General features: G+C 61.2%; 10 protein-coding genes and 1 pseudogene. 1 reads left to right on the top strand and 10 read right to left on the bottom strand.

Annotated features, from left to right (window positions below):
* Positions 1–19: 19 nt before the first annotated feature.
* From gcvP to arcD (E4T63_RS21395), 8 genes are all read right to left on the bottom strand, one after another.
* Positions 20–2,872, bottom strand: coding sequence for an aminomethyl-transferring glycine dehydrogenase (gene gcvP, locus E4T63_RS21435; protein ID WP_135296420.1), 2,853 nt, complete (start codon positions 2,870–2,872; stop codon positions 20–22).
* An 11-nt stretch (positions 2,873–2,883) separates the two neighbouring features.
* A complete protein-coding gene (gene gcvH / locus E4T63_RS21430; protein ID WP_027612543.1) occupies positions 2,884–3,267 on the bottom strand; it encodes a glycine cleavage system protein GcvH in 384 nt (127 codons plus the stop codon).
* A gap of 439 nt (positions 3,268–3,706) precedes the next feature.
* Complete coding sequence (locus E4T63_RS21420) at positions 3,707–5,215, bottom strand: sigma-54-dependent transcriptional regulator (protein WP_027612544.1); 1,509 nt, start codon at positions 5,213–5,215, stop codon at positions 3,707–3,709.
* 265 nt (positions 5,216–5,480) lie between these two features.
* Positions 5,481–5,843: a DUF5064 family protein gene (locus E4T63_RS21415; protein WP_041068604.1), complete on the bottom strand. Its 363-nt coding sequence runs from the start codon at positions 5,841–5,843 to the stop codon at positions 5,481–5,483.
* Between the two features lie 63 nt (positions 5,844–5,906).
* Positions 5,907–6,836, bottom strand: coding sequence for a carbamate kinase (gene arcC, locus E4T63_RS21410; protein WP_135296418.1), 930 nt, complete (start codon positions 6,834–6,836; stop codon positions 5,907–5,909).
* A gap of 192 nt (positions 6,837–7,028) precedes the next feature.
* Complete coding sequence (locus E4T63_RS21405; protein WP_003227481.1) at positions 7,029–8,039, bottom strand: ornithine carbamoyltransferase; 1,011 nt, start codon at positions 8,037–8,039, stop codon at positions 7,029–7,031.
* Between the two features lie 69 nt (positions 8,040–8,108).
* Entirely contained in the window at positions 8,109–9,365 is a 1,257-nt protein-coding gene (gene arcA / locus E4T63_RS21400) for an arginine deiminase (RefSeq protein WP_041068607.1), read from the bottom strand.
* Between the two features lie 34 nt (positions 9,366–9,399).
* On the bottom strand, positions 9,400–10,827 hold the full coding sequence (gene arcD / locus E4T63_RS21395) for an arginine-ornithine antiporter (protein ID WP_135296417.1): 1,428 nt from the start codon (positions 10,825–10,827) through the stop codon (positions 9,400–9,402).
* Positions 10,828–11,415: 588 nt separating this feature from the next.
* On the opposite strand from arcD (E4T63_RS21395), the gene arcD (E4T63_RS21390) reads away from it, so the two are divergent.
* A complete protein-coding gene (gene arcD / locus E4T63_RS21390; RefSeq protein WP_134787175.1) occupies positions 11,416–12,843 on the top strand; it encodes an arginine-ornithine antiporter in 1,428 nt (475 codons plus the stop codon).
* Positions 12,844–12,963: 120 nt separating this feature from the next.
* Here arcD (E4T63_RS21390) and E4T63_RS21385 read toward each other — a convergent pair whose 3' ends face one another.
* Together E4T63_RS21385 and E4T63_RS29060 are read right to left on the bottom strand one after the other, a co-directional pair.
* On the bottom strand, positions 12,964–14,310 hold the full coding sequence (locus tag E4T63_RS21385) for a CoA transferase (protein ID WP_135296416.1): 1,347 nt from the start codon (positions 14,308–14,310) through the stop codon (positions 12,964–12,966).
* A gap of 196 nt (positions 14,311–14,506) precedes the next feature.
* Positions 14,507–15,034: pseudogene (locus E4T63_RS29060) on the bottom strand (methyl-accepting chemotaxis protein); the annotation flags it as partial.
* Positions 15,035–15,107 lie beyond the last annotated feature (73 nt).

The following is a 15,107-nucleotide window of genomic DNA, read 5'->3' as shown; positions in this document are numbered from 1 at the left end:
AAACCTGCCCCTCCTTCGGTTAAGCGTAGCTTTCGATCGACGGGCAGGCGCAGACCAGGTTGCGGTCGCCGAACACGTTGTCGACACGACCGACCGGCGGCCAGTATTTGCCTTCGATCAACGACGTTACCGGATAAACGGCCTGCTCACGGCTGTACGGGTGGGTCCACTCGCCGACCAGTTCCGCAGCAGTGTGCGGGGCGTTTTTCAACGGGTTGTCGTCCTTGTCCAGCGTGCCGTTTTCCACCGCGCGGATTTCTTCGCGGATGCGGATCATGGCGTCGCAGAAGCGGTCCAGTTCTTCCTTGGATTCACTTTCGGTCGGCTCGATCATCAGCGTGCCGGCGACCGGGAACGACATGGTCGGGGCATGGAAACCGAAGTCGATCAGGCGCTTGGCAACGTCATCGACGCTGATGCCGCTGCTGTCTTTCAGTGGACGCAGGTCGAGGATGCATTCGTGCGCCACCAGCCCGTTGCTGCCGGTGTACAGCACTGGATAGTGCTCTTCGAGGCGACGGGAAATGTAGTTGGCATTGAGGATCGCCAGTTGCGAAGCACGCTTCAGACCGGCGCCGCCCATCATGCGAATGTACATCCAGGTGATCGGCAGAATGCTCGCGCTGCCGAACGGCGCCGCACAGACCGCGCCTTCCTTGCGTGCCATCTGGCCGTGACCCGGCAGGAACGGGGTCAGGTGCGACTTGACGCCGATCGGGCCGACGCCCGGGCCGCCACCGCCGTGCGGAATGCAGAAGGTTTTGTGCAGATTCAGGTGCGAGACGTCGCCGCCGAATTTGCCCGGCGCGCAGAGGCCGACCATCGCGTTCATGTTGGCGCCGTCGATGTACACCTGGCCGCCGTTGTCGTGAATGATTCCGCAGATTTCGCGGATGCCTTCTTCGAACACGCCGTGAGTCGACGGGTAGGTGATCATCAGCGCCGCGAGGTGTTCGCGGTGCTCGATGGCTTTGGCGCGCAGGTCTTCGATATCGACGTTGCCGCGCGCATCGCACGCGGTCACCACCACGCGCATGCCGGCCATGTTGGCGGTGGCCGGGTTGGTGCCGTGGGCCGACGACGGGATCAGGCAGATGTCGCGGCGCTCGTCGCCACGGCTCTGGTGGTACGCGCGAATCGCCAGCAGGCCTGCGTACTCACCTTGCGAACCGGCGTTCGGTTGCAGCGAGATCGCGTCGTAACCGGTGGCGGCGCAGAGCATCGCTTCCAGTTCGTCGGTCAGTTGCTGGTAGCCGGCGCTCTGCGCTGCTGGGGCGAACGGGTGCAGGGCGCCGAATTCGGCCCAGGTCACCGGGATCATTTCGCTGGCGGCGTTGAGTTTCATGGTGCACGAGCCCAACGGGATCATGGTGCGATCCAGTGCCAGGTCCTTGTCCGCCAGTTTGCGCAGGTAGCGCATCAGCTCGGTTTCCGAGTGATAACGGTTGAATACCGGGTGGCTGAGGATCGGTGATTGGCGTACCAGCGTGGACGGGATGGTGCTTTGCACCGAAGTAGCCAGTGCAGTGAAGTCCGGCAGGGCCTTGCCGTTGGCGAACAGACCCCACAGGGTTTCGATATCAGTCTGAGTGGTGGTTTCGTCCACCGACAGGCCCAGACGCTGGGCGTCGATCACCCGCAGGTTGATCTGCGCGGCATGCGCCTTGTCGTGCAGCGCGGCGGTGTGTGCGCCGGTGGCGATGGTCAGGGTGTCGAAGAAGCTTGTCTGCTCGACTTGAGCGCCCAGTGCGCTCAGGCCCTTGGCCAGAATCGCGGTCAGGTGATGCACGCGGTTGGCGATCTGGGTCAGGCCTTTCGGGCCGTGGTACACGGCGTACATGCTGGCGATGTTGGCCAGCAGCACTTGTGCGGTGCAGATGTTCGAGGTGGCCTTCTCGCGGCGGATGTGTTGCTCGCGGGTCTGCATCGCCAGACGCAGGGCCGGTTTGCCGAAGCGGTCAACCGAAACGCCGACCAGACGGCCCGGCATGTCACGCTTGAACGCATCCTTGGTGGAGAAGTAAGCCGCGTGCGGGCCACCGAAGCCCAGCGGCACGCCGAAGCGTTGCGCGGAACCGATGGCGACGTCGGCGCCGAACTCGCCCGGAGCGGTCAGCAAAGTCAGGGCCAGCAGATCAGCAGCCACGGCCACCAGCGCGTTGGCGGCGTGGAAGCGCTCGGTCAGTTCGCGGTAGTCGAACACATCACCGTTGCTCGCCGGGTATTGCAGCAGCGCGCCGAAGAACGGCGTGACGTCGCTCAGTTCACGCTCATCGCCAACCACCACTTCGATGCCCAGCGGCTCGGCACGGGTGCGCAGCACGTCGAGGGTTTGCGGGTGGCTGTGGATCGAGGCGAAGAACTGATGGCTGCCCTTGTTCTTGCTCAGGCGTTTGCAGAAGGTCATGGCTTCGGCAGCGGCGGTGGCTTCGTCGAGCAGGGAAGCGTTGGCGATCGGCAGGCCGGTGAGATCGCTGATCAGGGTCTGGAAGTTCAGCAGCGCTTCGAGACGGCCCTGGGAAATTTCCGGCTGGTACGGGGTGTAAGCGGTGTACCAGGCCGGGTTTTCCAACAGGTTGCGCAGGATCGGTGACGGCGTGTGGCAGTTGTAGTAGCCCTGGCCGATGTAGGTCTTGAACAGTTGGTTTTTGCCGGCGATCGATTTGATCATCGCCAGTGCATCGGCTTCGCTCAGGCCGTCGTCCAGGCCGAGCACGCTGGTGCCCTTGATGCTTTCCGGGATGACGCTGGCGCTCAGCGCTTCGAGCGAGTCGAAGCCGAGGCTGTTGAGCATGGCTTGCTCGTCACCGGCGCGCGGGCCGATGTGACGGGCGATGAATTCGTTGGCAGTGCTGAGGTTTACTTGGGTCATGTCGTTACTCCTCAGGCTTCGGCTTGGGCTTTGATCAGGCGGTCGTAGGCGTCTTGATCGAGCAGTTTGCCGACAGCGGCGGCGTCGCTTGGCTGGAAGCGGAAGAACCAGCCTTCGCCCAGCGGATCTTCGTTGACCAGTTCCGGGCTGCCGTCCAGTGCCGGGTTCACTTCCACAACTTCACCGTCGAGCGGCATGTACACGCCGCTGGCGGCTTTCACCGATTCCACGGTGGCGGCTTCGGCGCCTTTTTCGTAAGCCTGCAGCTCAGGCAGTTGCACGAACACCACGTCGCCCAAAGCGTTCTGCGCGAAAGCGGTGATGCCGACAGTAACGCTGCCGTCAGCTTCGGTGCGCAGCCATTCGTGATCTTCAGTAAAACGCAACTCGCTCATGGAAACTCCTAAGGGGGCCAGACTCGTCTGGTGGACGCGGTGGAAGGCTTGGGCATGAAAGCCCTGATTTTATGAGCGGTTACTTAGCAAGAACGCGGCCAGATTGTATTTGTCTATATAAATCAAATAGTTATATGTTTCTGGTTGTGATGGGCATGGGGCTTCTGTAGCGAAATCGCTACAGCTTGGGGCGGGGAGAAAAGCTGAAGCGGATCAAAGCCTTGCGCAGCGGCGGTCGGAGGATGGTGTATCGATATCGTTCCGCTGTAGCGCTTTCAGTACAGATGGAGGTCGGTTTTGAACGGATTTCGAATCCGTCACATGAACCCCCTGTGGGAGCGGGCTTGCTCGCGAAAGCGTCAGGTCAGTCGACATCACTGTTGAATGGCCCACCGCATTCGCGAGCAAGCCCGCTCCCACATTTTTGACCGCGTGCGGCTTACGGTTTATTGGGGATGCCGTACTTGCGCAGGCGATGGGCGATTGCCGTGTGCGAAGTCTGCAGGCGGCTGGCCAGTTGGCGGGTTGAGGGGTAGCTGACGTAGAGTTTTTCCAGCAGCGATTTTTCGAAGGATTCGACGGCTTGTTCAAGGCTGTCGACGTCGCTGTCGGTCTGCCGCGCCACCGAGGTGCCGGCGATGTCGAGATCACCAATATCGACCAGGCTGCTTTCGCAGATCGCCGCGGCGCGGAAGATCACGTTCTGCAACTGCCGCACGTTGCCCGGCCAGCGGTTGCCGAGCAGCGCCGGATAGGTGCCGGGCGCGAGGCGGCAGACCGGGCGCTGAATCTGCGCACAGGCCTGCTGCATGAAGTAACGCGCCAGCAGCAGGATGTCCTGACCGCGTTCACGCAGCGGCGGCACTTCAACGTTGAGCACGTTGAGGCGGTAGAACAGGTCTTCGCGGAACAGGCCTTCGCTGACCATTTTTTCCAGGTCGCGGTGCGTGGCGCTGAGGATCCGCACGTTGACCTTCACCTCGCGATCACCGCCGACCCGACGGAAGCTGCCGTCATTCAGAAAGCGCAATAACTTGGCCTGCAAGTACGGCGACATCTCGCCGATCTCGTCGAGAAACACCGTGCCCTGGTTGGCCAGTTCCATCAGCCCCGGTTTGCCGCCACGTTGCGCGCCGGTAAAGGCACCGGGGGCGTAGCCGAACAGTTCGCTCTCGGCGAGGTTTTCCGGCAGCGCCGCGCAGTTCAGCGCGAGAAACGGCGCACTGTGCCGCGCACTGATCGCGTGGCAAGCGCGGGCCACCAGTTCTTTACCGGTGCCGGTTTCGCCTTGAATCAGCAGCGGTGCGTCGAGGGCTGCGACTCGTTGCGCGCGGGCCTTCAGCGTGCGGATCGCCGGGGATTCGCCGAGCAGCGCATCGAAGCCTTCGGCGTGGTCATGGTGCAATGCCGAGAGCTGTTCACCGATGCGGTTTGGCTGATAAAGGGTCAGCAGCGCGCCGGCGTCGGTGATCGGTGTGGCGTCGAGCAGCAGGGTCTGGCCATTGACGGTGATCTCACGCAGCGGCAGGCGGAAGCCTTGTTCGAGCAGGGTTTCCAGCAGGCCGGGATCGTTGAACAGCTCAGAGACACTTTCCCCCGCCGGTTCACGCCCGTACAGCGCAATCAGTGCCGGGTTGGCCAGCAGCACCTTGCCGGCGCTATCGAGGGCAAGTACCGGATCGGTCATCGCCGCGAGCAGCGCATCGAGCTGCAAGTGCCGACGCTGACCAGGGAGGATGTCGACCACCACCACGGCCTCCACGCCGCGCACCCGGAACAACGCATCTTTGAGCTCTTCGAGCACTTGCGGGCTCAAGGTCGGTGCATCGATGTAGACGTTGGGCGGAATCATCTCCACCGCATCCAGATTGAGATTGCGCCCACCGAGGATAGCCAGGACTTCCTGGGTGATGCCGACGCGGTCGATGAAGCTGACGTGGATACGCATGGGGCGGTTCAGTGTTCTGGAATGCGGAGGGGGGCAAGTATGCCTTGATGGGGGACTGGGGTGAAATCTTGAGATTGTTGTCGTGCTGGAGATCTACCCCTCACCCCAGCCCTCTCCCCAGAGGGGCGAGGGGGAAAGGGAGCAGATTGGGGGCTTTTCAAAACTTGAGTTCGGCTCGCTATTTCAGGTCGGTGTACCTTGAGCGAGCAACTCGGTCAGTCCTCTCTCCCTCTGGGAGAGGGTTAGGGTGAGGGGGCTTTTGGGGTTACTCGAAATGCTCGGGATTAACCGGATCCCCGGATTGCATATTCAACTTCTGCCGGATGTCCTCAAACATCAGATCGTAATGTTTGTGCACCGAACCGATCTGGCTGTGAGCCTTTGGAATCCCGTATTTCTCGGCAATCCGGGTCACGTCGCGGGCGAAGTTGTAAGCCTCTTCCTTGGGCAGGAAAAACGCTTCCTTCATGTCCTTGCCCTGCATATTGCCGTGCAGGGTGAACTGTATCCCTTTGCCTTTTTGCGGATCGGTGAACACTTCATAGTCGAGGCACAGGTCGTAACTGACGTCATCTGGCGTCAACGCATGTCGCTCGATGTGCAAATGACCGGGGTTGAATATGGCCATGGGTTTCTCCTGATCAAGGCATGGGAGAAGGGCAGCCCCCTGGGCCTGCCCTTGAGTTTCTAATTATCGATAGCTGATGCCCGGCTTCGCCGTGCTGACGCGTGTGCCGGCAGTGCCCTGGACGATCGCTTCGATGTCCGCGAGCGAACCGATCACCGCGACCTTGCCAGTATGACGCGCGAATTCGCAGGCTGCCTGCACCTTCGGCCCCATGGAGCCAGCGGCGAAACCGAGGCGTTCCAGTTCATCCGGGTGGGCTTCGGCGATGGCTTTCTGCGACGGCTTGCCGTAGTCGATGAACGCCGCGTTGACGTCGGTGGCGATCACCAGCAAGTCGGCTTCCAGTTGCTCGGCGAGCAGCGACGAGCACAGGTCTTTGTCGATCACCGCCTCGATGCCCTTGAGGTTGCGGTGCTCGTCGTACATGGTCGGAATCCCGCCGCCACCGGCGCAGATGACGATGCTGCCCTTGTCCAGCAGCCACTTGATCGGACGGATCTCGAAGATGCGTTTTGGCCGTGGGCTGGCCACCACACGACGGAACTTGTCGCCGTCCGGAGCGATGGCCCAACCTTTCTCGGCGGCGAGTTTTTCCGCTTCGGCTTTGTCGTAGACCGGGCCGATCGGTTTGCTCGGGTTCTGGAAGGCCGGGTCCTTGGCGTCGACTTCAACCTGGGTCAGCAGGGTGGCGAACGGCACTTCGAAGTCCAGCAGGTTGCCCAGTTCCTGTTCGATGATGTAGCCGATCATGCCTTCGGTTTCGGCACCGAGCACGTCCAGCGGGTAAGGGGTGACGGAGGTGTAGGCCGCTGCCTGCAACGACAGCAGGCCGACTTGCGGGCCATTGCCGTGGGCGATGACCAGTTGGTTGCCGGGATGGATCTTGGCGATTTGCTCGGTGGCGATGCGGATGTTGGCGCGCTGGTTGTCAGCGGTCATCGGCTCGCCACGACGGAGCAGGGCGTTACCGCCCAGAGCTACGACGATACGCATGGTGCATGTCCTTCTAAAACAGAGGAATGGCAAACGACTCGGTCGCACTGCCGGAACCGGGGGCCTTGGTGGGAGGGGGCTTGCTCCCGAAGGCGGCGGATCAGTCGACATCTCTGTTGAATGACACACCGCTTTCGCGAGCAAGCCCGCTCCCACATTTGGAGCCGGTTCCTTCAGTGGGAGCTATTCCGGTTACAGATCAGCCAGGGTCGAGACCAGGATCGCCTTGATCGTGTGCATGCGGTTTTCCGCTTGCTCGAAGGCGATGCAGGCGGGCGACTCGAACACGTCGTCGGTGACTTCGATGCCGTTGGCCAGGTGCGGATACTGTTCGGCGATCTGTTTGCCGACCTTGGTATCGCTGTTGTGAAACGCCGGCAGGCAGTGCATGAACTTGGTGCGCGGGTTGCCGGTGGCTTTCATCAGCTCTTTGTTGACCTGGTACGGCAGCAGTTGCTGGATACGTTCGGCCCATGCCTCAACCGGCTCGCCCATCGACACCCAGACGTCGGTGTGGATGAAATCGACGCCTTTGACTGCGGCTTTCGGGTCTTCGGTCAGGGTGATGCGCGCGCCGGATTCTTCCGCGTATTTCTTGCAGCGATCGACCAGATCGTCATGCGGCCACAGGGCTTTCGGCGCGCAGATGCGCACGTCCATGCCGAGCTTGGCGCCGACCAGCAGCAGCGAGTTGCCCATGTTGTTGCGCGCGTCGCCGAGGTAGGCGTAGCTGATTTCGTGGATCGGCTTGTCGGCGTGTTCACGCATGGTCAGCACGTCGGCGATCATTTGCGTTGGGTGATATTCGTCGGTCAGGCCGTTGAACACCGGCACCCCGGCGAACTTCGCCAGCTCTTCGACGATTTCTTGTTTGAAACCACGGTATTCGATGGCGTCGTACATGCGACCCAGCACGCGGGCCGTGTCTTTCATGCTTTCCTTGTGGCCGATCTGCGACGAGTTCGGGTCGATGTAGGTGACGTTGGCGCCTTGGTCGTACGCCGCCACTTCGAACGCGCAACGGGTGCGGGTCGAGGTTTTTTCGAAGATCAGGGCGATGTTGTTGCCCTTGAGGTGTTGCTGTTCGGTGCCGGTGTATTTCGCGCGTTTCAGATCGCGGGACAGGTCGAGCAGATAACGCAGCTCACGTGGGGTGTGGTGTTCCAGGCTGAGCAGGTTACGGTTGTGGATGTTGAACGCCATGATGATTCTCCTTGGATTCGGTAATCGGCCCGGCCGCTACAGGGTGAGTGCGGCCGGGGAGATGGTCGTTTAGTAATCGATCGGGTCGCGGATGATCGGGCAGGTCATGCAGTGGCCGCCGCCGCGACCACGACCGAGTTCGCCGGCGCTGATGGTGATGACCTCCACGCCCGCCTTGCGCAGCAGGGTGTTGGTGTAGGTGTTGCGGTCGTAGCCGATGACCACGCCCGGTTCCACGGCCACCACGTTGTTGCCGTCGTCCCATTGCTCGCGTTCGGCGGCGAAGCTGTTGCCGCCGGTTTCCACCACGCGCAGCTTCGACAGGTTGAGGGCTTTGGCCACGGTGTCGAGGAAGCTGCCTTCTTCGCGGCGGATGTCGATGCCGCCCTGTTTGCTTTCGTCAGGGCGCAGGGTGAACGCGACGATCTGGTTCACCACTTCCGGGAAAATCGTCACCAGGTCGCGGTCGCAGAAACTGAACACGGTGTCCAGGTGCATCGCGGCGCGGGACTTCGGCAGGCCGGCGACGATGACTTTCTCCACGGCTTTGTTCTTGAACAGGTTCAGCGCCAGTTGGCCGATGGCCTGTCGGGATGAGCGTTCGCCCATGCCGATCAACACCACGCCGTTGCCGATCGGCATCACGTCGCCGCCTTCCAGCGTCGAGCTGCCGTGGTCCTTGTCCGGATCGCCGTACCAGATCTCGAAATCGGCGTTGGTGAATTGCGGATGGAATTTGTAGATGGCAGTGGTCAGCAGGGTTTCCTGACGGCGCGCCGGCCAGTACATCGGGTTCAGCGTCACGCCACCGTAGATCCAGCAAGTGGTGTCGCGGGTGAACTGGGTGTTCGGCAGCGGCGGCAGGATAAAGCTGGAGTGGCCGAGGAAGTCGCGGAACATCTGGATGGTCTTGCCACCAAAGCTGTCCGGCAGATCGTCGGCGGACACGCCACCGATCAGGAATTCGGCGATGTGCCGTGGCTCAAGGCTTTTCAGCCAGGATTTGACTTCGCTGATCAGGCCCAGGCCCACCGAATCGGCAGTGACCTTGCGCTCGAGGATCCAGTCCAGCGCTTCCGGGATGGCGACGATGTCGGTCAGCAGGTTGTGCATTTCCAGCACGTCGATCCCGCGTTCACGCATTTTGGTCACGAAGTCGAAGTGGTCGCGCTTGGCCTGGGCGACCCACAGCACGTCGTCAAACAGCAGTTCGTCGCAGTTGTTCGGGGTCAGCCGCTGGTGGGCCAGACCTGGGGAGCAAACCATGACTTTGCGCAGTTTGCCGGCTTCGGAATGGACGCCGTACTTAACTTTTTCCGTGGTCATTGCAGTGATCCTCCAGAGGTAAAAACTTGGGCAATTACAGGGTCAGGAAGCCGTCGTAGAGACCGTAGGCTGCCACCAGGGCACCGACGACCACCGCGGCGAAAATCAGCTTCTCGACGTTGGTGAAAACCGCTTGTTTGAGTTCGAGCTTGGCCTTGGCGAACAGGATCGCGCCGGGGGCATACAGCAGGGCCGAGAGCAGCAGGTACTTGACCCCACCGGCATACAGCAGCCAGACCGCGTAGATCAGGGCGATACCACCGATGATCAGGTCCTTGCGGCGCTCGGCGGCGAAGCCTTCGTAGGTTTCGCCGCGTACGGCGAGCAACAGGGCGTAGGCCGCCGACCACAGGTACGGCACCAGAATCATCGAAGTGGCGAGGTAGATCAGCGACAGGTAAGTGCTGGCCGAAAACAGGGTGATGATCAGGAACAACTGAACCATCGCGTTGGTCAGCCACAACGCATTGACCGGTACGTGGTTGGCGTTCTCCTTGCGCAGGAACTCCGGCATGGTGTGGTCTTTGGCGGCGGCGAACATGATCTCCGCACACAGCAGCACCCACGACAGCAGCGCGCCCAGCAGCGAGATGATCAGACCGACGCTGATCAGCACCGCGCCCCAGTGACCGACCACGTGCTCAAGCACGGCAGCCATCGACGGGTTCTGCAGTTTGGCCAGTTCCGGTTGGGTCATGATGCCCAGCGACAGCACGTTGACCAGCACCAGGAACAGCAGCACGGTGATGAAACCGATCACGGTGGCCTTGCCGACGTCGGAGCGTTTTTCCGCCCGGGCCGAGAAGATGCTCGCGCCTTCAATGCCGATGAACACCCACACGGTGACCAGCATCATGTTGCGCACCTGGTTCATCACGCTGCCCAGATCCGGGTTTTTCACACCCCAGATGTCGGCGGTGAAGATGTCCAGTTTGAAGGCGAATACCGCGATCAGCACGAACAGCAGCAGCGGCACGACCTTGGCGACGGTGGTCACCAGGTTGATGAACGCCGCTTCCTTTATCCCGCGCAGTACCAGAAAGTGCACGGCCCACAGCAGCACCGAGGCGCCGATCACCGCCGCTACCGTGTTGCCTTCGCCGAAAATCGGAAAGAAATACCCGAGGGTGCTGAACAACAGAACAAAGTAGCCAACGTTGCCCAGCCAGGCACTGATCCAGTAACCCCAGGCGGACGAGAAACCCATGTAATCGCCGAATCCGGCCTTGGCGTAGGCGTAGACACCGCCGTCCAGGTCAGGCTTGCGATTGGCGAGGGTTTGAAAGACAAAAGCGAGGGTGAGCATGCCGACAGCGGTGATGGCCCAGCCAATCAGTACCGCGCCGACGTCGGCGCTCGCGGCCATGTTTTGTGGCAAAGAGAATATCCCGCCACCAATCATTGAGCCGACTACCAAGGCAACCAATGCACCGAGTCGTAGTTTTCCGGGAGCTTCAGACATTGCATGACTCCATTGCAGGAGAGAAGAGTTCACAGCGTAGATCTGTTGTCTGTTCAATCAGCTGACATAGATCAGTGCATGGCCACATTCCATTGTTAATGAATGACTTATGAAAGAGCTGATGGCATAAAGCTGCTGCCCGAAAAGGCCCATTCCAGAGGCTTTTGGCAGATGTGGTTGGGAATTTCTCTTATTACTTTGGAATTATCACGCTAGTTGGTTTTCAGCTTTTGGCAAATTTTTCACATCTGTTTTCAGTACAGAATCGAATAATCAGGATTCGCGCACAAAAGCGATTAGTCGTGCTATGCGTTAGCGTTGTTGGCTATATATAAGAGGGGTATTGGCGTTATTCAAAAAACGTACTTACGCTTTATCCGTTTAGTTAATACCCAGAAATAGACACACCTTGTGGCGAGGGGATTTATCCCCGATGGGTGGCGTAGCCGCCCCAGATCCATTCGGCGCGGTGTCAGGCAGAACGAGTTCTCAGGTTTTGGGGCGGCTATGCCGCCCATCGGGGATAAATCCCCTCGCCACAGGTATAAACAGGTTTCGAGAACCGTTGTCAGGAAAAGGGAGACTGGAATGTCGCAACCGACGCAAAAGCTGCGACTGGGTGCGTTGATCGCCCTGGTGGTGGGTTCGATGATTGGCGGGGGGATTTTTTCCCTGCCGCAGAACATGGCGGCCCGCGCCGATGCCGGGGCAATCCTGATCGGCTGGGGGATCACCGCCATCGGCATGCTAACCTTGGCCTTCGTGTTCCAGACCCTGGCCAACCGCAAGCCCGAGCTGGACTCGGGGGTCTATGCCTACGCCAAGGCCGGGTTTGGCGACTACATGGGTTTCTCGTCCGCCTGGGGCTACTGGATCAGCGCGTGGCTGGGCAACGTCGGTTATTTCGTGTTGCTGTTCAGCACCCTCGGTTACTTCTTCCCGGTGTTCGGCCAGGGCAACACGCCAATCGCCATCGGCTGCGCGTCGGTGCTGTTGTGGGCCGTGCATTTTCTGGTGATGCGCGGGATCAAGGAGGCGGCGTTCATCAATCAGGTGACCACGGTCGCCAAGATCGTGCCGCTGATCATGTTCATCGTGATTGCCGCCGTGGCGTTCAAGGCCGACATTTTCACCCGCGACATCTGGGGCCGCAGCAACCCGAGCTTCGGCGGGGTGATGGATCAGGTGCGCAACATGATGCTGGTCACGGTGTTCGTGTTCATCGGCATCGAGGGCGCCAGCGTCTATTCGGCGCGGGCGGAGAAACGCACCGATGTCGGGCGCGCCACGGTGATCGGTTTCCTCGGGGTGCTGGCGCTGCTGGTGCTGGTCAACGTGCTGTCGCTGGGGATCATGAGCCAGCCCGAATTGGCCAGGTTGCAAAACCCGTCGCTGGCGGCGGTGCTGGAACACATCGTCGGGCCGTGGGGCGCGCTGCTGATCAGCCTCGGTCTGGCGGTGTCGCTGCTCGGCGCATTGCTGTCATGGGCGCTGCTCTGCGCCGAAATCCTGTTCGCCACGGCCCGGGACAAGACCATGCCGGCGTTCCTGAAAAAGGAAAACGCCAACCATGTGCCGGTCAATGCGTTGTGGCTGACCAACGTGATGATTCAGCTATTCCTGCTGATCACACTGTTTTCTGCCGGCACCTACACCAGCCTGATCTACCTCGCTTCGTCGATGATACTGGTGCCGTATCTGTGGTCGGCGGCGTATGCGGTGTTGCTCAGCGGGCGCGGCGAAACCTATGAACATGCCTCGGCCGAACGCACCAAGGACTTGCTGATTGGCGGCATCGCCCTGTGCTACGCGGTGTGGCTGTTGTATGCCGGCGGGGTGAAATACCTGCTGCTGTCGGCGCTGCTGTATGCACCGGGGGTGGTGCTGTTTGCCAAGGCCAAGCATGAGCAGGGCGAGCCGCTGTTCACCCCTGTCGAGAAAGGCATTTTCGCCTGCGTGCTGATCGGCGCGGGGCTGGCGGCGTATGGTTTGTACAGCGGGGTGTTGTCGCTGTAGGTGGATTGATTGTGCATCGGTGGTGTCAGTGCGGGCCTCTTCGCGAGCAAGCCCGCTCCCACATTTGAAATGCATTCCCCTGTGGGAGCGGGCTTGCTCGCGAAGAGGCCCGAATGGTCATCACCACTGCGCGCGATGCGAACCCAATTCAGTAGCCGGCAACGCCCACTGCAGCGGCGTCCCGCTGATCGTCACCGGTGCCAGCAAGCGGTGCGCCGGCCCCCACGGGGTCTGCTCCACCCGTGAGTCTTGATCCTGTTTAGCCTCGGCGCGCAACGCTTCGCTCGTCCCAGGCCCATGTTCGATCAACAGTTTGGCGGTGCGCGCCAGTGACAAGCGTGCAGAACCGCCGCGACCGCTGCGCAAACGTTCAGTGAGCAATGTGATCGCACTCGCCGCCATCAGATAACCGGTTGCATGATCCAGCGCCTGCACCGGCAGCGGCGTCGGTTTGTCAGCCTGTTTCCAGCGCTGCCCGGCCTCGGCGATGCCGCTGCTCATCTGCACCAGGCTGTCGAAACCACGACGGTTCTGCCATGGGCCGCTCCAGCCGTAGGCATTGAGACTGACATCGATCAGCCCCGGCGCCAGGTGTCGGCGGCGTTCGGCGCCGAAACCGAGGTGTTCCAGGGCATCGGCACGGTAGCCATGTATGAGGATATCGGCGTCCTTCAACAGGTTTTCGAACACTGCACGATCGTCCGGTTGCTGCAGATTCAGCCGTGCGCAGCGTTTGCCCAAGGTGACTTCCGGCACAACACCCGGCTCATTCCAGGTCGGCGGGTCGATGCGCAGCACATTAGCGCCGAGACCGGCGAGAAAACGGCTGGCGGTGGGGCCGGCGAGCACGCGGGTCAGGTCGAGCACCTTGAGCCCGGCCAGCGGTTGCGCCACCGAGCTTTGCCACGGGTGGGTGATTTCATCCTGCGAATCGATGAAATGCACCAGCGGCTCGGCATTCACTGCCATCCCTTGCGGATGCTGCTGCCACTGCGCCCAACTGCGCATTTCGGCGGCGCAGCCCTTGGCATCGACCACCGCTTGTTCCAGATCGGCGCTGCGCCATTGCGCGACTTTCGCCGCCATGGCAGCGCGATCGGCGCAGGCACCGAGCACGCTTTCAGCCGCAGCACGGTGATGTGGGGCGTTGGTGTGCAGGCGGATCCAGCCGTCTTCGGTTGCGTAGTCGCCAGCAATCGGATCCCACAGCGGCGGGATCTCCCAGCCGATCGGCCGCAACGAGGTGGCAAACCAGAACGACGCCAGACGCCGATCAACTTCCACGGCGGGCAAGTGCCCGGTCTGTTGCCGGAGCAGTTCGCTGACGGCCTGACCGGCAGCGCCGATGCTGGCGCAGGCCAGGTCGCTGACGGCGAACGCCGAGGGCAGGGCGCCACTGGCGGTGAACGGAATCGGCGTGTGGGGCAAGCCGAGTGCGGCTTGAATGGACGTGAGTAAATCAGTCATCGAAGGCCCTCCGGGAGAGAGGGCGATGATAGTGCAAAAAAATCTCGGCTTAGATGAAAACCCTCATCTCCTGAGTCAACACAAATCCCTGTGGGAGCGGGCTTGCTCGCGAATGCGGTGTATCAGCGCCATATAAAGTGACTGACACACCGTATTCGCGAGCAAGCCCGCTCCCACAAGGGGACTGTGGTGGATTTCAGACGCGGAACTGATCCATCAGCTTCATCTGCTGACTGGCCAGGGCATTGAGCTGGCTGCTGATCGCCGCCGATTCAGTGGCCTGTTCAGTCAGGGTTTCGGTCACGGTACGAATCGCCGAGACGTTGCGGTTGACCTCTTCGGCCACGGCGCTCTGCTGTTCGGCGGCGCTGGCGATCTGCAGGTTCATGTCGCTGATCACCGTCACCGCATCGCTGATCTTGCCCAGCGCGTCCACCGCCTGCCGGATCTGCCCGGCGTTGTTGTGCGCCTGGGTCTGGCTCGAATGCATGGTCGCGACCACGCCACGGGTGCCGGTCTGGATGCGTTCGATGACGATGCGGATTTCTTCCACCGAATCCTGAGTGCGCTTGGCGAGGTTGCGCACCTCGTCGGCCACCACCGCGAAACCACGACCGCTTTCCCCGGCGCGGGCCGCTTCGATGGCGGCGTTGAGCGCCAGCAGGTTGGTCTGTTCGGCGATGCTGCGGATCACTTCCAGCACCGAACCGATCTGCTCGCTGTTGACCGCCAGCGCTTCGACTTCGGTCACCGCTTTGCTGACTTCATCGGCCAGTTGATTGATGTCGCGGGTGCTG

Source organism: Pseudomonas fluorescens (assembly GCF_004683905.1).
In the GTDB taxonomy this organism is placed as follows: Bacteria; Pseudomonadota; Gammaproteobacteria; order Pseudomonadales; family Pseudomonadaceae; genus Aquipseudomonas; species Aquipseudomonas putida_A.
This window is presented reverse-complemented; position numbering and strand designations above follow the sequence as displayed.